The sequence below is a fragment of the Blautia sp. OM06-15AC genome (genome assembly GCF_003481425.1).
GTDB classification, from domain to species: Bacteria; Bacillota; Clostridia; order Lachnospirales; family Lachnospiraceae; genus Fusicatenibacter; species Fusicatenibacter saccharivorans.
This window is the reverse complement of sequence record NZ_QULD01000008.1, coordinates 111,619-131,953: the sequence shown is the minus strand read 5'-3', so window position 1 is coordinate 131,953 and position 20,335 is coordinate 111,619. Positions and strand designations below refer to the sequence as shown.

At 50.0% G+C, this 20,335-nt stretch carries 17 protein-coding genes and 1 tRNA gene; 7 read left to right on the top strand and 11 right to left on the bottom strand.

Features of this window, described 5'->3' with window-relative positions; all coding sequences use genetic code 11:
- Positions 1-13 precede the first annotated feature (13 nt).
- From rlmD to DXB83_RS11605, 3 genes are all read right to left on the bottom strand, one after another.
- Positions 14-1,675, bottom strand: coding sequence for a 23S rRNA (uracil(1939)-C(5))-methyltransferase RlmD (rlmD, locus tag DXB83_RS11615; RefSeq protein WP_118697662.1), 1,662 nt, complete (start codon positions 1,673-1,675; stop codon positions 14-16).
- A complete protein-coding gene (locus DXB83_RS11610) occupies positions 1,672-2,622 on the bottom strand; it encodes a 3'-5' exoribonuclease YhaM family protein (protein ID WP_118600857.1) in 951 nt (316 codons plus the stop codon). Before DXB83_RS11610 ends, rlmD begins: the two co-directional genes overlap by 4 nt.
- 210 nt (positions 2,623-2,832) lie before the next feature.
- Complete coding sequence (locus tag DXB83_RS11605) at positions 2,833-4,272, bottom strand: S1C family serine protease (RefSeq protein ID WP_118600858.1); 1,440 nt, start codon at positions 4,270-4,272, stop codon at positions 2,833-2,835.
- A 348-nt stretch (positions 4,273-4,620) separates the two neighbouring features.
- Here DXB83_RS11605 and DXB83_RS11600 point away from each other — a divergent pair, with 348 nt between their 5' ends.
- The 4 genes from DXB83_RS11600 (at position 4,621) to DXB83_RS11585 (ending at position 9,748) form a co-directional block, all read left to right on the top strand.
- Positions 4,621-6,996 (top strand): endonuclease MutS2, encoded by a 2,376-nt coding sequence (locus tag DXB83_RS11600; RefSeq protein WP_118697661.1) that lies wholly within the window; start codon positions 4,621-4,623, stop codon positions 6,994-6,996.
- A gap of 74 nt (positions 6,997-7,070) precedes the next feature.
- A complete protein-coding gene (locus DXB83_RS11595; RefSeq protein WP_118697660.1) occupies positions 7,071-7,775 on the top strand; it encodes a response regulator transcription factor in 705 nt (234 codons plus the stop codon).
- Entirely contained in the window at positions 7,775-9,193 is a 1,419-nt protein-coding gene (locus tag DXB83_RS11590; RefSeq protein ID WP_022461606.1) for a sensor histidine kinase, read from the top strand. The genes DXB83_RS11595 and DXB83_RS11590 overlap by 1 nt, the downstream gene beginning before the upstream one ends.
- Positions 9,194-9,256: 63 nt before the next feature.
- Complete coding sequence (locus DXB83_RS11585) at positions 9,257-9,748, top strand: CinA family protein (protein WP_022461605.1); 492 nt, start codon at positions 9,257-9,259, stop codon at positions 9,746-9,748.
- 42 nt (positions 9,749-9,790) lie between these two features.
- On the opposite strand, the gene trmL is transcribed toward DXB83_RS11585, so the two are convergent.
- The 6 genes from trmL to DXB83_RS11560 form a co-directional block, all read right to left on the bottom strand.
- Complete coding sequence (gene trmL / locus DXB83_RS11580) at positions 9,791-10,291, bottom strand: tRNA (uridine(34)/cytosine(34)/5-carboxymethylaminomethyluridine(34)-2'-O)-methyltransferase TrmL (protein ID WP_117804690.1); 501 nt, start codon at positions 10,289-10,291, stop codon at positions 9,791-9,793.
- Positions 10,292-10,323: 32 nt separating this feature from the next.
- Complete coding sequence (locus DXB83_RS11575; RefSeq protein WP_118666573.1) at positions 10,324-11,304, bottom strand: AIR synthase-related protein; 981 nt, start codon at positions 11,302-11,304, stop codon at positions 10,324-10,326.
- Between the two features lie 109 nt (positions 11,305-11,413).
- Positions 11,414-12,922, bottom strand: coding sequence for a VanW family protein (locus tag DXB83_RS11570; RefSeq protein ID WP_118697659.1), 1,509 nt, complete (start codon positions 12,920-12,922; stop codon positions 11,414-11,416).
- Positions 12,923-12,977: 55 nt separating this feature from the next.
- Positions 12,978-13,136, bottom strand: coding sequence for a hypothetical protein (locus DXB83_RS16485; RefSeq protein WP_022462412.1), 159 nt, complete (start codon positions 13,134-13,136; stop codon positions 12,978-12,980).
- Between the two features lie 24 nt (positions 13,137-13,160).
- Positions 13,161-13,898: a 3'-5' exonuclease gene (locus tag DXB83_RS11565; protein ID WP_055220616.1), complete on the bottom strand. Its 738-nt coding sequence runs from the start codon at positions 13,896-13,898 to the stop codon at positions 13,161-13,163.
- A 41-nt stretch (positions 13,899-13,939) separates the two neighbouring features.
- Positions 13,940-15,691, bottom strand: coding sequence for a B12-binding domain-containing radical SAM protein (locus DXB83_RS11560; protein WP_118697658.1), 1,752 nt, complete (start codon positions 15,689-15,691; stop codon positions 13,940-13,942).
- A gap of 254 nt (positions 15,692-15,945) precedes the next feature.
- Between DXB83_RS11560 and DXB83_RS11555 the strand changes: the two genes are divergently transcribed.
- Positions 15,946-16,018 (top strand) — tRNA-Phe (locus DXB83_RS11555).
- A gap of 168 nt (positions 16,019-16,186) precedes the next feature.
- Here the strand turns inward: DXB83_RS11555 and DXB83_RS11550 are convergent.
- Complete coding sequence (locus DXB83_RS11550; protein ID WP_118697657.1) at positions 16,187-16,807, bottom strand: sugar O-acetyltransferase; 621 nt, start codon at positions 16,805-16,807, stop codon at positions 16,187-16,189.
- Entirely contained in the window at positions 16,807-17,151 is a 345-nt protein-coding gene (locus DXB83_RS11545; protein ID WP_117509327.1) for an MATE family efflux transporter, read from the bottom strand. The genes DXB83_RS11550 and DXB83_RS11545 overlap by 1 nt, the downstream gene beginning before the upstream one ends.
- Before the next feature lie 130 nt (positions 17,152-17,281).
- Between DXB83_RS11545 and DXB83_RS11540 the strand changes: the two genes are divergently transcribed.
- Both DXB83_RS11540 and DXB83_RS11535 read left to right on the top strand, forming a co-directional pair.
- Entirely contained in the window at positions 17,282-18,190 is a 909-nt protein-coding gene (locus DXB83_RS11540) for an AraC family transcriptional regulator (protein ID WP_117509328.1), read from the top strand.
- Positions 18,191-18,341: 151 nt separating this feature from the next.
- Positions 18,342-20,294, top strand: a complete 1,953-nt coding sequence (locus DXB83_RS11535) for a glycoside hydrolase family 31 protein (RefSeq protein WP_117813798.1) — start codon at positions 18,342-18,344, stop codon at positions 20,292-20,294.
- Positions 20,295-20,335 lie beyond the last annotated feature (41 nt).

The window sequence follows — 20,335 nt, the reverse complement described above, 5'->3', positions numbered from 1 at the left end:
ATTTTACGGGATGTTATATCATCCCAAAATATTTGAATGCTTCTCGGATTGCTTTCTCTTTTTCCGGTGGACACAGAGGCTGTCTGGAATCTTCGGACTTCGGCAGATTGTAGTTCTTACCAACCTCAATCCCACATTTCCGCTTAATCTGTGAGATATACAGGTTTGATACCTTTAATCCGCTATGTTCCAGTACATAGTCCTTGATCTGCGTGTAGGTTGCCCCATCTTGAAATTCGGACATATCCATATCTTCTAAAGAGAACTCAACCCGAATCTTTTTCGAGTCGACCTCACCCTTGGAAAGCAAAACAACCGTCTCTACATGGCAAGTCATCGGAAACTGGTCCACGCCTCTTACCTTTTTCACCTCATACCCCAGCTCCTGAAGAATCTTCAGATCCCTTGCCAGTGTCGCAGAATCGCACGAGACATACACAATCCGATCCGGCTGCATATCGGCCATGGTGCGGAGCAGATTTTCCTCGCATCCTTTCCGCGGCGGATCGACTACAATCACATCGGCATGCGCATGTTCGCCTGGATGTTCTTTGGCATATTTTTCGTAATATTCCGGCAGTACTTCCTCGGATTTTCCGACAAAAAACTCTGCATTTTCGATTCCATTGATTTTCGCATTGTTTTTCGCATCTGCGATGGCCTCCGGCACGATCTCCACGCCGTAAACTTTTTTCGCCTTCTGCGCCAGAAAAAGTGAAATCGTTCCGATACCGCAGTACAGATCCCAGACAGTCTCTTCTCCGGTAAGACCAGCATATTCCAGCGCAAGGCTGTACAGTTTTTCTGTCTGCACGGGATTTACCTGATAGAAGGAAAGCGGAGAAATCTGGTATTTTACCTTTCCGATATAATCGGTAATAAATTCCTGTCCCCACAGACAGCGAATCTCTTTCCCCATGATAACATTGGTCCGCTCACGGTTTACGCTGAGTGTAATGCTCGTCATGCCTTCCAGTTCCGTCAGTGATTGGATGAGTTTTTTCTCTGCCGGCAGTTTCTTTCCGTTCACAACGAGACAGACCATGATTTCTTTCGTTGTAAATCCAAACCGGATCAGCACATGGCGCACCAGACCTTTGCCGGTCTCCTCCTGGTATGCCGAAACACTGTTTTCTTCCATCCACGCGAGAATGCGGTTCAAAATCTCTTCGTTCTGCTCTACGCCAAGATAGCAGTTCCGGTTTTCCATGATCTGATGCGTTCTTCCCGCATAAAATCCGGTAATCAGTTTCCCGTTTTTATCCTGTCCGATCGGGAACTGTGCTTTGTTTCGATACCGGAACGGAGACTCCATCCCCACAATCGGCTCCATCGGAATTTCCGTCATCCCACCGATCCGCTGGAGGTTCTGGGCAATTTTCTTTTCTTTAAAGCGGAGCTGCTCTGCATAATCAAGCATCTGTAACTGACAGCCGCCGCATGGACGGGCCACAGGGCATATCGGCTCTACGCGGTGCGGGGACGGTTCGATCAGACGCATCAGCCGTGCGTAGCCGTAATTTTTCTTTGCTTTTATCACTTTTACTTCGGCAAGATCTCCGATAACCGTGTCCTTGACAAAGAGGGTATAGCCCTCGCATTTGCCTATACCCTCTCCGTCGTGTCCCATATCTTCAATTTTCACCGTCAGTACATCATTTTTCTGATAGCTCATGAAAAGTCTCCTGTTCTGCGGATGTTGGACTCAAAGAACCGGTTGTAGCCAATCCACTCATTGCCTGCCGGCGCTGCATCAAACAGCTCGGTCAGAGTCTCCATTTTGGCATCGGCATTATCAGCCAAGTTCAGCGCTACCGCTTCTACCATTGCCGGCTTTTTCGGGGAACCGTATTCCAGCTCACCGTGGTGTGCCAGAATGCAGTGTTTTAACTGATTTTCCAGCTCCATCGGAAAACCTTCTATTTTCTGTGCAGCATCGTGTACCATCTCCGCACCGATCATAATGTGGCCGAGAAGCTGTCCATCATCCGTGTAATCGTTCTGCGGGAATAAAGAGAGTTCTTTCGTCTTTCCGATGTCATGCAGAATCGCTGCCGTAATCAGCAGATCACGGTTTAAGATCCCGTACGATTTCGCCATAAAATCACAGAAACGGGTGACACTTAACGTATGCTCCAGCAGTCCGCCGACAAAGCCGTGGTGAACACTTTTTGCCGCAGAGCTCATGCGGAACCGTTTTACCGTCTCCTGGTCCTGGATAAAATAGTACGTCAGGATTGCGGAAAGATACTGGTTTTTCACCGTTCCAATCCAGGAAAGCAGTTCCTGATACATCGTGTCGATGTCGTAACGGCTGGTCGGCAGATAGTCTGCCGGGTTGTACTCGCCCTCTCCTGCCTTTCTTGCACGCTTGATCGAAACCTGAAGCGCGCCGTTGAATACGGTGATATCGCCGCTGATGTCGACGTAGTCAAGTGCTTCGAATTCGTCGATTCCCATCGAATTCGGATCCCAGATTTTCGCATCGATCGTACCGGTGCGGTCCTGTAAGATCACGTTTTCATACTGTTTTCCGTTTTTCGTAACGGCTGACTGTTTATGTTTGCAGAGATAGACACCGGACATGCGGTTTCCTTCCCGGAGTTCGTTAATATACTTCATAAAAATAAATCCTCTTTTTCTAAAATAAATGCGGACACAGCGTTCCGTTTTTGTTTTCCTTGTTTCTTTACATGCCTTACCAATTCTACCAGATTTTTATACAGAATGCACGTATTTTTTCACAGCGGTTCGGAAACCGTCCGAAAAGAAAAAGCTTTCGGAAACCACGCCGGTCAAGGCCGGCTTTTTGGCTTCCGAAAGCCTCTGTTTTCAGACTTCTCCAAGCGTCACATCAAACGTCATCTCCGCGTATCCTTCGGCGCCTTTCCGCATCGCCGTCACGGTAACCACTTCTCCTGCGCTGTGTTTTCCCAGCTGCTCATGGTACTGTTTGATCGTTTCCACCTTCTGTTCCCCGAGCTTTACAATCACATCATACTCTTTCATGCCCGCCATCATCGCCGGCGAATCGTCTGTGACGCTGCTGATCAGAACGCCTTTTGGAATCCCTGTTTTGTCGGAAAGCTCTTCTGTGACATCCTGCCCGCGGATGCCGATATAAGCGCGGCTCACATTGTTGGAGAGATTTTCAATCAGCTTTTTGATCTGCGAAATTGCAATGCCCGTCACCACGTTGTTTCCCTTGGCACTGTAGCTCTGCGCGATAATACCGACGATTTCGCCGTCCAGATTTACCAGAATACCGCTGCCGTCCGTACTGCCGAGGATGTCAGTTGTCAGCAGATTGTACTCATTGTCCAGCGCTGAGATCTTATTCGTAACCGAAGTCACCACGCCGTACGCAATCGAATCACTGTAGCCAACCGGGCTTCCGACGGCCACAACCGGATCACCCTGGCTTACGAGATACGAACTGCCAAGCGGCGCAATTTCAAGGCCGTCCCGTGTTTCCTCATCCAGCTTCGACTTGTCCACCTTCACAATCGTAAAACCGGTGCTCGGATCATGGCGCTGGTATGTGGCATCTACCATCGTCTCATCCCAGAACGTAACCTGAATCCGCTCCACATTTTCCACAATGCGGTATTCCGTCAGGATGAAAAGATCCTGTCCGTTGTCTGCAACGATCAGTCCGGAAATCTGCTGCTGGTTTTCATAGTTCTGGTTAAAATAGTCCATCTGATTGGTAATGCCGATGACGGTCACCAGCGCTCGTTTTGGTTTTTCCGTTACTTCCAGCATATCCTGGTAGAGCACTTCATAATTTCTGAGACTGTTGTCCTTTGCCTCCGCATCCGTTTCACCATCGACTGTGGAAGCCTCACTGCTCTCCTCCCCCGTCTCCGTTCCCTCTGCCGCTTCGTTTCCATCCGTGCTCTCGGAAATCGTGCTTTCTGCGACACTTTCATCCAAAACACTGCCATCCGCTGTGGAACTGCTGATTTCCGAGCCGGAACCACTGCTGTCCACCGGCGCATTCTCCGAAGATGCTGTCATCGTCTCATCCATCTCCTGTCCGCTGTTCGGATCCTCGTCGCCCGGAATATCCACTTTGGCCGGCGGCTCCTCTTTTGTAATTGCACCGGCAATCTTTGGCTCTGTCACAGCAAAGACCGCGGCCGCAACCAGACCGCCAAGTGCTGCAAGAACCAGCCATCCGGCAATCAGCAATACGATCTTTTTCCAGTCAGGCGGCTGCTTTTTGATGCTCTCTTTCATGAATTTGTAAGGTTTTGGGTCATTTTCCATACATTTCTTTCTCCATACATTCGTATTCCATTCCGAACTGCTCTGCGCATACGCGCTCCCACAATTTTCACATATATAAGAAACTTTACCAGATAGATATGAACATTTTATGAAGACTGTTACATTTTTTTCTCATTTCTCCAAGATCCCGCATTTTCTCGTTCTTGGGGTTTCTTTCTTTTCCTTTTTAAGGTATAATTGGGGGAGTGGAAAAACCTGTGACCCACATTCCACCTGCGCTCTGTGCTTTCCCGTACAGACGCCAGATCAGATCCGGGCGGTATGTGATAAAAAATACCGCATTATCTGTAAATGATGATGAATTATTAATACGAAAAGGTAAGTATCATGAATCAGAAAGCATTAAAAACGCTCGAATACGACAAAATTATCGAACAACTGGCTTCGTATGCCAGTTCTCCGCTGGGCCGGAAGAAATGTCTGGAACTCGTTCCTTCCTCTTCCCTTTCCCAGATTACACGGATGCAGCACGAAACACACGACGCGCTCACCCGGCTCTTTAAAAAAGGCCACATTTCCTTTGGTGATGCCAAAGATATCCGCGGCGCATTAAAGCGTCTCGAAATCGGCAGCTCCATGAACATCACGGAGCTTCTGCAGACCGCCGCACTTCTGGAAAACACGGCACGCGTCAAAGCGTACGGCCGCCGCGAAAATGCGGACCAGACGCCGGACAGCCTCGAAGATCTCTTCGAAACACTGGAGCCTCTGACGCTGCTTTCCACGGAAATCCGCCGCTGTATTCTCTCCGAGGATGAAATCAGCGATGATGCAAGCCCGAATCTACGCCGCATCCGTCGTTCCATCAAATCGTGTGAGGAAAAAATCCACAGCCAGTTAATCTCGCTCGTCAACGGTTCCTACCGCACGTATCTGCAGGATGCCGTCATCACGATGCGCGACGGCCGCTACTGTATCCCGATCAAATCCGAGTACAAAGGCCAGGTTCCTGGCATGGTACATGACCAGTCCTCGACCGGTTCCACCTTCTTTGTCGAGCCGATGGCCGTTGTCAAACTGAACAACGATATCCGTGAGCTGGAAATTGAAGAAGCAAAAGAAATCGAGGTCATCCTCTCTACGTTGAGTGCCCAGGCAGACCTGCACCGCGATGAGATCCGTTACGACCTCGAAAACATGGTAGAGCTTGACTTCATCTTCGCGCGCGCCGCTCTTGCAATGGAGCAGAACGCCAATGAGCCGATCTTCAACACCGAAGGTAAAATCCACCTGCGCAAGGCACGCCACCCGCTGATCAATGCGAAAAAAGTCGTTCCGATTGATCTGTCGCTCGGCGAAGATTTCGACCTTCTGATCGTCACAGGACCGAATACCGGCGGTAAAACGGTTTCCTTAAAGACGGTCGGACTCTTAACACTGATGGGCCAGTCCGGACTTCACATTCCGGCACTCGACCGCTCCTCCCTTTCCGTTTTCGACGAGGTTTACGCCGATATCGGTGATGAGCAGAGCATCGAGCAGTCGTTGAGTACCTTCTCCTCCCACATGACGAATGTGGTTTCCTTCCTCGACAAGGCAGACCGCAATTCCCTCGTCCTGTTCGATGAGCTCGGCGCCGGTACCGACCCGACAGAGGGCGCGGCGCTTGCCATCGCGATCCTCTCTACGCTCCACGAGCGCGGCATCCGCACCATGGCAACGACACACTACAGTGAACTGAAAATCTATGCCTTATCCACACCGGGCGTGGAGAATGCCTGCTGTGAATTCGATGTCGAGACTTTAAGCCCGACATACCGCCTGCTCGTCGGCGTTCCTGGAAAGAGTAATGCGTTTGCGATTTCCAGCAAACTCGGCCTGCCGGACTACATCATCAACAAGGCAAAAGACGAAATCAGCGAGCAGGATGAATCGTTTGAAGACGTTCTGACCACTCTCGAGCAGAACCGGATCACGCTGGAACGCGAAAAAGAAGAGCTTGCCCGCACCCGCGCGGAAGTCGAATCCCTGAAGCAGAGCCTTGCCAAGAATCAGGAACAGATTGACGCAAGAAAAGAAAAGATGATCTCCAATGCAACCGAGGAGGCACAGCGAATTCTCCGCGAGGCGAAGGAATACGCCGACCAGACGATGCGCGATTTCCAGAAATTTGGAAAAGAGAATGTTTCCGTCCGCGAAATGGAGCAGAAACGTACCGCTCTGCGTGAAAAAATGAACAAGCTCGATAAGAAAAAGGCGAAGGAAGTGCCGAAGCGCACCGGAAATCTCCGCCCGCAGGATCTTCATCTCGGCGATGCCGTCAAAGTCTTAAGCATGAATCTCAAAGGTACTGTCAGCACCCGCCCGGATTCGAAGGGAAATCTCTTCGTCCAGATGGGTATCATGCGGACCAAAGTGCATATCTCCGACCTTGTGCTGATCGACGAGGCTGTCATCACCGGCCCGTCCATCTCCTGCACAAGCAGCGGAAAATCGAAGCTTTCCAAGGCTGCCACGATTTCTACCGAGATCAATCTGCTCGGAAAAACGGTGGATGAAGCGGTTGCCGAACTCGACAAATATCTCGATGACGCTTATCTCTCCCATCTGCCGAGTGTCCGCGTTGTCCACGGAAAAGGAACGGGCGCACTGCGGAAAGGCATTCACAATTATCTGCGCCGCCAGAAACACGTAGCGGACTTCCATTTAGCGGAATTCGGCGAGGGCGATGCCGGCGTTACGATTGTTACGTTTAAGAAATAAAAACTCAGGAAAATATGGGACGGAACGCATACTGTATGCGGTTCCGTCCTGTCCCCAGTGAAGGAGAATCTTTTATGGCTTCCAAACAGAAAATTCTGATCGTCGATGACGATAACAATATCGCAGAACTGATTTCTCTCTATCTGACCAAGGAATGCTATGACACAAAAATTGTAAACGATGGAGAAGAGGCTGTCCGGGAGTTTCACTCCTTCCAGCCGAACCTGATTCTGCTCGACCTGATGCTGCCCGGCATGGACGGCTACCAGGTCTGCCGCGAAATCCGGCACGATTCCGATGTTCCGATCATCATGCTCTCGGCAAAGGGCGAGGTGTTCGACAAAGTCCTCGGCCTGGAACTCGGCGCGGATGACTACATCATCAAACCATTTGATTCCAAGGAGCTCGTTGCCCGTGTGAAAGCAGTGCTGCGGAGATTTCAGCCATCACGCACGATCCCGGTGTCCGCGACCGCAGGAAAATGTGTCGAGTACCCGGATCTTATCATCAACCAGACGAACTATTCCGTCATTTACCAGGGCCGCACCGTCGATATGCCGCCGAAGGAACTGGAGCTTCTCTACTTCCTTGCTTCCTCACCAAACCAGGTCTTTACGCGAGAACAGCTCCTCGACCATATCTGGGGCTATGAGTACATCGGCGATACCCGCACGGTAGACGTTCATATCAAACGTCTCCGCGAAAAAATCAAGGACCATTCCTCCTGGGCCATCACGACGGTCTGGGGCATCGGTTACAAGTTTGAGGTTAAAAAATAATGCGACGCACGCTTTACCGGAAATTAATTCTCATTTATGTCATTCTCGCCATTGCCGGCTTTACGCTGATCTCAACGGTCGGCTCCCGCATGGTGGAGGACAGTCTGGTCTCCAGCGCGAGCACCAGTCTGTACCGGGAGGCCACGCAGATCGCTTCCAAACAGGGCGACCTTTATTACCACAGTGAGCGTTCCCTGACGGATCTTTACAATTCGCTCAGTGCACTGGCTTCCTATCACAATTCCCAGATCTGGCTCATCAGCGCAGACGGGGAAATTCTGCTGAACACGGCAGCTGCACTCGATGAGGAAAACCCGGAGATCATCGACGGTTTTGATCCAGTTGCGCTCGGCAGCGAGTATTACAGCACGGGAACGTTTTTCGGCTATTTCGAAGACAAGATGCTGAGCGTCATGGTTCCCGTCACCTCCGATTTCCGGATCAATGGCTATGTCGCCATCCACCTTCCGCTGCAGGACGTCTATCAGCAGAGGGAAAGTCTGCTGGCACGGATTGATTTTCTGTTCCTGCTCGTGTTCGGACTCTCGTTTGTGATTCTGATTTTTTTCTCCCTCGTCGTGTACCGGCCGCTGAAAAAGATCATCAACGGTGCAAAGGAGTATGCCTCCGGCAACCTGACCCACAAAATTGATGTTAAATCTCACGATGAGATGGGGTATCTCGCTTCCACGCTGAACTACATGTCCGGCGAGCTGAACAAGACCGGCGAATACCAGCGGAAATTTGTGGCGAACGTCTCTCACGACTTCCGCTCACCGCTGACCTCGATCAAAGGCTATGTGGAGGCAATCCTCGACGGAACGATTCCGCCGGAAATGCAGGAAAAATATCTGAAAATCGTTCTGTTTGAGACAGAACGGCTGCACAAGCTGACGCAGAGCCTGCTGACGCTGAACGACATCGACGATAAAGGGAATATGCTCGATCTGACCTCGTTTGACATCAACGCCGTCATCAAGGATACCGCCGCTTCGTTTGAGGGAACCTGCACAAAAAAACGGATTTCCATTTCACTGATCCTCGCATCGCGCACCTTATACGTCTGCGCCGATATGGGAAAAATCCAGCAGGTGCTGTACAATCTCATTGATAATGCAATCAAATTCAGCAACAACGATTCCACCATCACAGTTGAGACAACGGAGAAGCACGGTAAAGTCTTCGTCTCCGTCAAGGACACCGGCTGCGGCATTCCAAAGGCAAGCATCACGAAAATCTGGGAGCGCTTCTACAAGCTCGACGCCTCCCGCGGCAAGGACCGCAAAGGAACGGGACTTGGGCTTTCAATCGTCAAAGAGATCATCACTGCGCATAACCAGAATATCAATGTCATCAGTACAGAGGGCGTTGGTACCGAATTTATCTTTACACTCGCCAAAGGCGAAGCACCAAAATAAGCCCCTCCGCCGAGGGGCTTTTTTGCCAGACATATCAAACTAACTCTGGAGGTAATTTTCACTATGAACCCAAACACCATTGATTCCATCATCAAACAGCTCATTGCATCCCACACCACCATTTCCACCATGGAAAGCTGCACTTCCGGCCTGATCGCCTCCCTGATCACCGACACCGAAGGCGCCTCCGCCATTTTCCCCGGCGGCTACGTCACGTATCTGAACGAAACCAAAGTCCTCGTCGGCGTCGACCCTTCCGTCATCGAAATCCACGGCGTCTACTCCCCCGAATGCGCCGAAGCCATGGCCCGCACAGTACAAGAAAACCTGCACACCGCCATCGCCATCGGAATCACCGGCACAACCGGAAATCTCGACCCCAACAACGCTGACAGCGTACAGGGCGTCGTCTACTTCTGTATTTTATACAAAGCCCAAGCCCACACCTTCACCTTCCAGACCAACGTCTCCGGCATGACCCGCCACGAAATCAAACAGCTTTACGCAGAGCAGGTCTTTGCCGAATTGGAAATGATCTTAACTTCTTCCTTATAAAAAGAATGCAGCTCCGTCTACGATCACCAGAGTCCCGTCCGTCTACCTCCACTCATGCGTCCGCAAATGCCCCGCGAGCTGCATATGGTCAAAGCTATTCTGCCGCAGTGCCTCGTACAGTACGATCGCCACGGAATTTGAAAGGTTCAGCGACCGAATATCATTAATCATCGGAATCCGCACCGCCGTCTCCTGATTATCGTACAGAATATCCTCCGGAATCCCCGCGCTTTCCTTTCCGAACATGATAAAGCAGTCCTCTTCATACTGCACATCCACATACGTCTGCGGCCCCTTCGTCGTCGCATAGTAAATCTTCGCCCCCGGATTTTTCTCCAGAAAATCCTCGTAACTCTCATACACTGTCACATCCAGCTTCGACCAGTAATCCAGCCCCGCGCGCCTGACCGCCTTGTCCGAAATATCAAACCCCAGCGGCTTAATCAGATGCAGCCTCGTCCCCGTCGCCACACACGTCCGTCCGATATTACCTGTATTTGCTGGAATCTCCGGCTCATGAAGAACAATATTCAAATGTGCCATTTTACCAATCACTCCTGTCGTATATTTAAGCCTTATCTGCCAACCCGGTACATCTCATCCATCTGCGGCTTATCCAGATACCTGACCTCTTCCCCGTTCCGGAGAATCCTCTCCTTCCCGGATGTCGTCCGCCCAATCACCGCCGATGGAATCCCTTCGAGTGCCATTTTCTGCACCAGCCCCTCGCCGTCCGCCGCCGCAATCAGCAGCGCCCCCGTCGAAAGCATCTGATACGGATTCACCCCGAAAAATTCACAGATCTCCACCGTCTCCTGCTGGATCGGAATCCTCTTCAGCGCCACATCAAGCCCGATACCCGCGCCATCCGCCATCTCCCAGAGCGCCCCGAAAATCCCGCCCTCCGAGAGATCCTGCATCGCAGCCGCACCGTGCTCGATCGCAATCTCCGCCTCACGGCAGACAGAGTAATCCTCCGAAAAATCCGCCGCCCCATGGATAAATCCCGGAGAAAATCTCGTCAGAAGCTCATCCCTTCTTGTCTTTGCCAGATAAGACACCGCGCCAAGCGCAATCCCCTTCGTCACGACAAGATCCAAATCCGCTGTCACACACGACGGATCAAACAGCCCCGCACGCGTTGTCCCGCCTGCCGCCGTCACGGTAAGCACCGGATACAAAACCCCGTCCGTCACCTCCGTATGCCCGCCGATCACCGCAGTTCCATACCGCACACACGCACCGTCAACCGCCCGCATCAGCTCCTTTAAATCCTTTTCTTCCATCGCCTCCGGCAGCATCAGCGACACCAGCACTCCTTTTGCCGATGCCCCCGCCGCGGCCACACTGTTGCACACCCGGCAGACCGCGAGCACCGCGTCCTCCGGATCCTTCACCAGCACCGGCGCACACGAAAACACCTGCGTCTCCTTTTCTCCTGCAAATGCCGATACCCCACGTCCGACCGCCGGCCCTGCTGCGTCCTCTCTTTTCTGCCCCAGCATCTTAAACACCGAGCGCACCAGCACGCTCTGCTGTAATTTACCCTTTCGCATCCCTCGTCCTCCTCGAACTTCCTGTTTCAAACGAAAAAGCAGACGTCATGTTCTTACGCAGCGAAACAGCAAGTGTTTCACTGCTAAGTGAACAGTAACCAGAAAACGCCTAGTCCTCATCGTCCTCCGTTTTCTCTGTATCGCTGCTGTCTTCCTTCTTCTCCGAAGAACTCGATGACGAACTGCTCTGGCTGTATTTCGCTGCAACTTCCTTTGCTTTTGCAAGATCATTTGCCGCAATCGCCGCCTGCATTTCCGCACGCGCCGCTGCATTGTCCGTCTTTGTTCCCACGGTATAGACATCCGATGTCATGCGGTAAGTGCTGGAATTCACCTGCTCCTTCGTCTCATTTTCATTGTCATTCACAATCTTCCACAGCCGCGCCGTCGAACCCTGATAGCCGTACGATGTCTGTTCAATTGTTCCAAACGATGCATTCGCATCTTCCGTCAGGCTCGGCGTCGGATCCTCCGTGTTTGTCGTCTCACTCTCATAGCGGACCGTGCGGTTCGGATCTCTCGTCTCATGGCCGTAGATGGCAAAATGCAGGGTGCTTCCGTCCGCGCTCGCCTCAATATAAATCGGCGCATCCGTATTGTTGATGAATTTCAGGTCTTTCAATCCCTCTGCAATCGCCGCATCCATCGACGGATCCACATAGTGGACAATCATGGAATGGCTGTACCGCTCCGTCACCTCAAGCTCTGCTTTTAAGACAGCAACATAGAGCGTTGTGGAAACCTGGCAGATACCGCCGCCGTACGAATCGACGACCTTGCCCATCTCATACGATGCTGCCAGTGCATAACCATTTTCCGCATCAAACGGCACAACGACCGCCTCTACGGAAAATTCCTCGCCCGGCTGTACCAGCGTTCCGTTAATCTTCTCTGCGCCGACTGCGACATTCTGTTTTCTGCCGCTCGTACCATTGCCATACTCCGTCGTACCCTCGCCGAGCAGATCTTTGACAAGTGCAAGCTGCTCCGGATTACCGCCTGCCGGTGTTTCTTCTGTTACCAGTTCTACGCCGCCGATGCCGCCCCGCCAGCTTGTCGTCAGGTAATTGACAACCTTCGCCGTGGACTCATCCACGTTGACGCTGCATCCGGTCTGGCCCGGATTGACGATAAATTCGCCGTTTTCGCGGGTCAGCGTTGCATCTGTTGCCTCGCGGTTCAGCACGGCTGTGTTGTTTTCTACCGCCTGGCGCGCTGCCTCGCCATCGACTGTATATTTCAGGGAAAACGTCACCGTCTCTCCATTTTTGAGCCGGTTCTGTGTCAGGAACCGCTTCAGTACATTGCCTTCCTGCCCGATTGTGACGGCTTCTCTTGCCACCTCCGGGTTGGCACAGGAAAGTCCGAGATCCCCTGCTGTCACCTGTGCATTCTGCTCTCCGGCAGACAGGTTGATAACCGAGGGTTTTAACTGTTCAATTTTGTCGTTTACTGCCTGTGTGATCTGCTCTTCGGTCATACCGCCGACGGAAATGTCTTCTACATAGATTCCGTCCAGCGCTGCCCGGCCATCCGCTTTGACTGGTTCTGCCAGAAAGCAGAATGCGAATGCGATAAGCATCACCAGCATGCCTCTCATTTTTCTGCTGTTTTTCATACTGTGCCTCTTCTTGATCCGTTTCCCATTTCACTCTGTCTTTTACAGAATCTCTTTACACCAGCCATAAAAGTGCTGGAAGAACCATACCAAGCACCATAACCACTGCAAGAATCAATGCCAGTATCTTTGCTGCATTTCTCTTCTTTGCCAGCGGATCTTTCTTCTTTTTCTGTGCCTCTGTCGGGGCTTTTCGATTGACTTTATTACTCATCGTTCCATCCTTTCTTTTTCTCTTCTATTTTTTCTCAGTTCTCTGTCGTTTTTCCATTCTTCCATGTGCCAGAATAATCTGATCGATCATGCGGGATGCACGGCTTTTTGTGAGTGCTCCCCACTCCGGTTCGAGATCCAGCTCATGGTACCGGATCAGATCCGCCAGATATTTTTTCTGTGCCTCCGTCGCCGGAACCTCACGTTTCATTTTGGCCTTCAGAGGCGCTGCGGCAAACCATTCCGGGTGATCTTCCGAAAATCCTTCTTCCAGTTTTCGGAACAGTGCCAGCGTTTCCAGCACATCGTCCATTGCACGGTGTGCGTGTTCCCGCGGGATCTGATAGTAGCCGCAGAGTGCTTCAAGGCTTCTGCTCTCCAGATCCGGGAGGGCTTTCCGTGCAATTTTCAACGTATCCCACGCTTCTTTTTCAAAGTCCAGACGGGCATTTATCGCTGCCTGCTTGATGAAGCTGTAATCGAACAGAATATTGTGCCCCAGAAGCGGCAGGCCGCCGCAGAAATCCAGAAAGCCGCGGACAGCAGTCTCCACATCGGGCGCATTCGCAATCATCTCATCCCGGATTCCGGTGAGTTCCGTGATCCGCTCCGGCACTTTTCTGCCCGGATTGACGAAAGTCTCATACGATGCCGTGACCTCTCCGCCCTGCACTTTTACTGCACCGATCTCCAGAATCTGGTCTTCCTTTACAGAAAGACCCGTTGTCTCAAGATCGAGCACTACAAAATCTTGTATTTTCATCTTTTATTACCTTTTCTAGTATCTCATGTTCTTTTGAAATGTCAAGCGTAAAAAAGCTCACTGCAGTCGATCATCTCCGCATTTCCCGTCAGCGGATCGCGCTTCTGATAATCAAACAGGAGTACCGTACGCGCCTTTTCCCCGTTTCCGAGCACATCGTAATCAAAAACTTCCACATGCGTCATGCGCTGCAGCTGCTTCCAATCGTATGTCGTATACGATGGCAGAAGCGTTCTCGTTTCGGCTTCTTTCTGATAAAAGTCACGCGACTCGTTTTTCCATTCGGACGGATCTTTTGCAAAGCGCGGCCGTGTCTTCATATTTTCACGCGCATACAGATCGAGCACCATCATCTGACGGAAGAATGCTTCGTCCTGCTGTTTTTCGTCCTGCAAAAACCCGAGCAGAATTTCATACCGCTGAATCCGGTTATGTGCCGCCTCACTGTAGCCCTTTGCCCGGTAGAAATCGCCGAGCTCCTGGAAGAAATCGAACGGGTTCTCATACAGACGCTCGATCATCGGCAGTGTGTGGACGAACTGGCCGCTGTTGTAGTAGACTTCCACCATCTCCTCCACGTCTTTGAGCTTCAGCACATCGTCATACGGCAGCCATTTCGTGTACAGTACCTCATATGGTTCGCGCTCCTGATAATGACAGTCATATTCCTCGGTATGCTCATACATGAAAGAACCGCGCAGCACTTTCAAAAATCCCAGCTGTAACTGCTGCGGACGCAGTGCATAGACATCCGCAAACGAACGGCGGAAACTGTCATAATCCTCATACGGCAGGCCCGCGATCAGGTCGAGATGCTGATGGATGTTTCTTCCCTTCGCAATCCGGTTTACAATCTCTGTGACTCTTCCAAAATCCATCTTCCGGTGGATCGCCTCGATCGTCTGCGGATTCGTAGACTGAACGCCGATCTCAAGCTGTACCAGCCCCGGGCGCAGGGTATTTAAGAGTTCCAGTTCCTCCTCAGTAATCAGATCAGCGGCAATCTCAAAGTGGAAATTCGTCACGCCGTTGTCATGCTCCGCAATGAATTTCCAGATCGCCATTGCATGGTCTTTCTTGCAGTTGAACGTACGGTCCACAAATTTGACCTGCGGTACTTTCTGTTCCAGGAAAAAGGCGAGTTCCTTTTTGACCAGATCCAGATTTCGGAACCGAAGCCGCTTATCAATAGAAGAAAGACAGTAACTGCATGAAAACGGGCAACCGCGGCTTGACTCATAATAAATGATGCGGTTCTCGAATTTTTTCAGATTCGCATACGGAAAATCCACCTCGGACAGATCCATGACCGGACGCCACGGGTTGCTTTTGATGGCTCCTTCTGCATCACGGTATGTAATGCCGTGGATCTCTTCAAGCGTTTTCCCCTCCGTGCCGTTCTCCTGATTCTGGTAATACACTGCCAGTTCACGGAAGGTAATTTCGCCCTCACCCTTCATGATTCCGTCAAGGAACGGATACTGCTCCAGCATCTCCTCCGCGTGGTACGACACCTCCGGCCCGCCAAGCCAGATCTTCGTTTCCGGGCTGATTTTGTGATATTCTGTAATCAAATCTTCCACAATAGATATGTTCCAGATATAACACGACACACAGACGACATCCGCATGCGCCAGAAACAGACTCCGCAGCATGGAATCTTTTGACTGGTTGATCGTAAACTCACGGATCTCCGGGAACACACCGGCTTTCTCCGCGCTCGCCTGCAGCGTGTAAACTGCGAGATTGGAATGAATATATTTTGCGTTGACCGCAGTCAGAATCATTTTCATACTATTTTTACCATTTCTCCTTTGTTCCTCTCTGTACTCTCGGAGCCTTTCTGTGCTTGATTTTGAGAGATGATTTTTGCAGAAAGATTCCGAGAGTACATCTCTTTGCATACCCTTTATACTACCACATTCTCGAACGAAAATACACCGCCATTCCTCCAAAAGCACAATTTTTTCGCGATTTTCGATAAAACAGTTGCAATTTTCGCGAATCCATGTTATATTAACAGAGGTTTCCAACAGGAAATCAAAATGCCCAGATAGCTCAGTTGGTAGAGCAGAGGACTGAAAATCCTCGTGTCGCTGGTTCGATTCCGGCTCTGGGCATTTTTTGCTGCACAAAAGCAGGATTCACATTTTTTGCCACAGCAAAATCCGGCAGAATCTCCTGTCTCCTATCGCAAAAAAACTCTGCACCGCATCCCCGGAAATTCCCGGATGGATACGGTACAGAGTTTTTTTCGTCGCATAACTGCCCAAGAAAACATTTCGTTTTTACAGATTTTTGATTACCTCCCATGCTTCATCATCAAATTTTCTATCTCTGAAATAGTACTGTTTATCTTCTTCGGTAATCTTCCGAATGACTTTACACGGATTTCCTGCTGCAATCGACCAGTCCGGAATGTCCTTTGTTACAACACTTCCGCCGCCGATAACAACGTTATCTCCGATATGTACGCCTGGTAAAATAACTGTATTTCCGCCAATCCAGACATTATCTCCGATGGTAACTTCAATGCCGTATTCATACGCACTGTTTCTTGCCGCCGGATGCACAGGATGACCTGCAGTATAGATGGCAACGTTCGGCGCCATCTGGCAGTTGTCTCCGATTTTTACCTTTGCCACATCGAGAATGGTGCAGTTATAATTTGCAAAGAAATTTTTTCCGACCTCAATATGAGAGCCATAATCACAGTAAAATGGCGGATTGACAAATGCACCCTCGGATTTTCCAAACAGTTCTTTTACAATGGCTGCGATTCCGCCAAAATCCGAACGGTCGATGGTGTTCAGTTTCTGCGTCAGTCTTCTCGCATTCATCTGCTGCTCCATGACCTCTGCATCGGAAATGTACGGTAACTGTCTGTCTCTTCTCTCTACGTTTTTCATTATTCTGTATCCTCCCTGGTAATATTATTCACCCACTGATATTTTTTATAGTGTCTGTATACGGCAGGAAGCTTAATCATTTCATCCAGATTCAGCAGGAAATAAACGACCATGACCGTTGTTCCGATCGTAATCGCCGCATAAAAGAGATTCAGGACAAAAGAAATCTGTGTGGCAAGCGAAACTGCAGACAGTGAATTCTGGTCCAGCGTACCAACCATTAACGCATCGGACGCACTTACCAGTGCATTCATCAGGTTCTGTACAACCATCGGGATCAGCAGTGCAAGAAGTTTCCGGTAGAATTCTGGATCTTTTTTCTTGATTTCCCTCTGATTTTTCATTTCTTTTTCCTTTTTTCTGTTTTATTCCATACACGTATATGTTATAATCATATTATCTTAGGTTTTGCGTTTTTTCTACGACAATATTTCTTATTTTTTATAATAATTGTACTTTTTCACGGAGGTTTTTATGATGAATGACCCAATTACAAAAGTCATGCAGGACGCATCCGAAATCGTCCGCTACGATGAAGTCGGCATTCCGCTTTATATCCGGGAAGGACTGCTTTCTTCCTATCCGGATCACCGGGCGCTCTGCCACTGGCATGAGGATATCGAATGGGTACAGATCCGCTCCGGTCAGATGAACTACTATATCAATGGAAAAAGAGTCCTTTTAAACGCCGGGGAGGCGATTATCGTCAATTCCCGCCAGATGCACTACGGATATTCTGAAAACGGCCAGGAATGTGACTTTATCTGTATCCTGTGCCATCCGAAAATCCTCACCGCGAACAGCGTTCTGTACCAGTCTTATATTACGCCGGTTCTTTCGAATCCGGCTCTGGAATATCTTCATCTGAAGCCGGAAAATCCGGAAGATACTGAAGCGCTGCAGACCCTCCCGGAAATTCTCCGGCTGAAGAAGGAACAGCCGACCGCCTACGAAATCGAGGCTGCTGCTCTGCTTTCCCTTTTGTGGTGCCGTCTTTTGCGCACGCATCCGATGATGCCGGACGGCAACACCGCCGTCTCACAGGATCCAGATCTTCTGATCCAGCGCGATATGGTTTCCTATATTTACAGCCACTACAGTGAATCCATCAATCTGGAAGAGATCGCCGCCGCCGGAAAAGTCTGCCGCAATAAATGCTGTCAGATTTTCCGCCGCTATCTTTGCCAGAGCCCGATTGATTTTCTGAATCATTACCGTCTGGAAGTGAGCTGTCATCTGCTAAACACAACCAAAATGTCCATCGCGGAAATCTGTACCGCATGCGGTTTCAATCATCAGAGCTATTATTCCAAAATCTTTCTGCGTACTTACCATTGTACGCCGAGAGATTTCCGGAAACGTGCAGAAGTCCTGCCAACATAACCGGATTTTTTCTGTACACGTTTTTTTGTTAAAAAAAAGGAAGAATTTTGCTAGACATTTTTCCGATCCCTGTTATAATAAAATTACAAAGGTGTTGCGCTAAACCTAACCAAAACACTATATTTTCCATTTATTTTACAAGGAGGATGACATGGTAAAAAAATTTGTCTACGGAACCCCATTTGAAACCGAAGCTGTTGTAAAAGAGATCCCCTCTTCCGAAGGAAACCCTGATTACGGTACCTTCTCCACCGAGAACGGCTTCTCCTTCACTACAAAGCTTGCTGACGAGGACATGGTATTCGGACTTGGCGAAGCCAACCGCGGCATCAACAAACGCGGCTTTCTTTACATCAGTGACTGCGCCGATGATCCAAATCACGTAGAGAGCAAAACCTCTCTGTATGCAGCACACAACTTCATCATCATCTCCGGCAAGACACACGTAGGATTCTTCTTCGATTATCCGGGCACCCTGCGTTTCGATATCGGCTACACGACTTCCGATACAATGACCGTTTCCTGCGAAAACGCAGACCTCTACGTTTACATGATCACCGGTGATTCCGATCTTGATATCGTAAAACAGTTCCGCGGCATCATCGGACGCAGCTACATTGCTCCGAAGTTTGCTTTCGGTTACGGTCAGAGCCGCTGGGGCTACAAAACAGAGGATGATTTCCGCACGGTAGTGAAAAAATACCGCGAAAACCATGTACCGCTCGATATGGTTTACATGGATATCGACTACATGCAGGATTACAAGGACTTCACCGTAAATGAAGAACGTTTCCCGGATTTCGAGGGCTTTGTACAGGATATGAAAAAAGAAAAGATCCATCTCGTTCCGATCATCGATGCCGGTGTGAAAGTCGAAGAGGGTTATGACATTTACGAAGAGGGCTGTGAAAAAGGCTACTTCTGCCGCCGCGAGGATGGCTCCTACTTCGAAGCTACTGTATGGCCGGGCTGGACTCATTTCCCGGATGTCTTAAATGCAGATGCCAGAAAATGGTTTGGTGACAAATACGATGTTCTCGTTTCCAAGGGAATCGATGCCTTCTGGAATGACATGAACGAGCCATCCATCTTCTATTCTCAGGAAGGCCTTGCTGATTTCAAGGAGACTGCAAAGAAATATGTGGAAGGTGATCCGGAGGTTCCGCACTACATGGTAGGCGGAAAGCTTCAGGCACTGGCAAACAACCATGAGGACTATAAACGCTTCTATCACAACGTAAACGGCGAACAGGTCCGCCATGACAAGGTACACAATCTGTTTGGCTACAACATGACACGTTCTGCCGGTGAAGCTTTTGAACGAATTTCCCCGGATAAGCGAATCCTGATGTTCTCCCGTTCTTCCTACATCGGCATGCACCGTTACGGCGGAATCTGGACTGGAGACAACTGCTCGTGGTGGTCACACATCCTGCTGAACCTGAAGATGATGCCGTCCCTCAATATGTGCGGTTTCCTTTATACCGGAGCCGACCTCGGTGGATTCGGTGCAAATACTACAAGAGACCTGCTGCTCCGCTGGCTGGCACTTGGTGTTTTCACTCCTCTGATGAGAAACCATGCTGCACTCGGAACACGTGAGCAGGAACCTTACCAGTTTGAGCATATCGAAGACTTCCGCAACGTCATCGGCGTCCGCTACCGCCTCGTTCCGTATCTGTACAGCGAGTACATGAAGGCTGCTTTAAACGATGATATGTACTTCAAACCGCTTGCTTTCGTTTATCCAGACGACAAGCTGGCAAGAAATACAGAAGATCAGTTGATGATCGGTAATGAGATCATGATCGCACCGGTTTACACCCAGAATGCCATCGGCCGTTACGTATATCTGCCGGAAGAAATGATGTTTGTAAAATTCCTCGGCAATGGAAACATGTTCCAGGAGGTTCTTCCAAAAGGTATCCACTATGTAGAAGTTGCCCTGAATGAGGTTCCGCTCTTCATCCGCAAAGGCTGCGCAATCCCGGTTGCTGATTTTGCAGAATCCATACCGGATATCAAAGAGGAAAGCATCCGCATGGTCGGATACGAAGGCGCTTCCTACGAGCGTTATACCGATGACGGAGTTTCCCGTATCTGATACAGAAAACAGTTTTTGAATCATCTCCCCCTTTGCAGGAG

Excerpts from the sequence above, each read along its gene's own strand:
- DXB83_RS11610 (WP_118600857.1), bottom strand. The coding sequence starts at position 2,622 with ATGAAGTATATTAACGAACTCCGGGAAGGAAACCGCATGTCCGGTGTC.
- DXB83_RS16485 (WP_022462412.1), bottom strand. The coding sequence starts at position 13,136 with ATGAGTAATAAAGTCAATCGAAAAGCCCCGACAGAGGCACAGAAAAAG.
- DXB83_RS11595 (WP_118697660.1), top strand. The coding sequence starts at position 7,071 with ATGGCTTCCAAACAGAAAATTCTGATCGTCGATGACGATAACAATATC.
- DXB83_RS11565 (WP_055220616.1), bottom strand. The coding sequence starts at position 13,898 with ATGAAAATACAAGATTTTGTAGTGCTCGATCTTGAGACAACGGGTCTT.
- DXB83_RS11545 (WP_117509327.1), bottom strand. The coding sequence starts at position 17,151 with ATGAAAAATCAGAGGGAAATCAAGAAAAAAGATCCAGAATTCTACCGG.
- trmL (WP_117804690.1), bottom strand. The coding sequence starts at position 10,291 with ATGGCACATTTGAATATTGTTCTTCATGAGCCGGAGATTCCAGCAAAT.
- DXB83_RS11585 (WP_022461605.1), top strand. The coding sequence starts at position 9,257 with ATGAACCCAAACACCATTGATTCCATCATCAAACAGCTCATTGCATCC.
- rlmD (WP_118697662.1), bottom strand. The coding sequence starts at position 1,675 with ATGAGCTATCAGAAAAATGATGTACTGACGGTGAAAATTGAAGATATG.
- DXB83_RS11560 (WP_118697658.1), bottom strand. The coding sequence starts at position 15,691 with ATGAAAATGATTCTGACTGCGGTCAACGCAAAATATATTCATTCCAAT.
- DXB83_RS11600 (WP_118697661.1), top strand. The coding sequence starts at position 4,621 with ATGAATCAGAAAGCATTAAAAACGCTCGAATACGACAAAATTATCGAA.
- DXB83_RS11540 (WP_117509328.1), top strand. The coding sequence starts at position 17,282 with ATGATGAATGACCCAATTACAAAAGTCATGCAGGACGCATCCGAAATC.
- DXB83_RS11535 (WP_117813798.1), top strand. The coding sequence starts at position 18,342 with ATGGTAAAAAAATTTGTCTACGGAACCCCATTTGAAACCGAAGCTGTT.
- DXB83_RS11590 (WP_022461606.1), top strand. The coding sequence starts at position 7,775 with ATGCGACGCACGCTTTACCGGAAATTAATTCTCATTTATGTCATTCTC.
- DXB83_RS11575 (WP_118666573.1), bottom strand. The coding sequence starts at position 11,304 with ATGCGAAAGGGTAAATTACAGCAGAGCGTGCTGGTGCGCTCGGTGTTT.
- DXB83_RS11570 (WP_118697659.1), bottom strand. The coding sequence starts at position 12,922 with ATGAAAAACAGCAGAAAAATGAGAGGCATGCTGGTGATGCTTATCGCA.
- DXB83_RS11605 (WP_118600858.1), bottom strand. The coding sequence starts at position 4,272 with ATGGAAAATGACCCAAAACCTTACAAATTCATGAAAGAGAGCATCAAA.
- DXB83_RS11550 (WP_118697657.1), bottom strand. The coding sequence starts at position 16,807 with ATGAAAAACGTAGAGAGAAGAGACAGACAGTTACCGTACATTTCCGAT.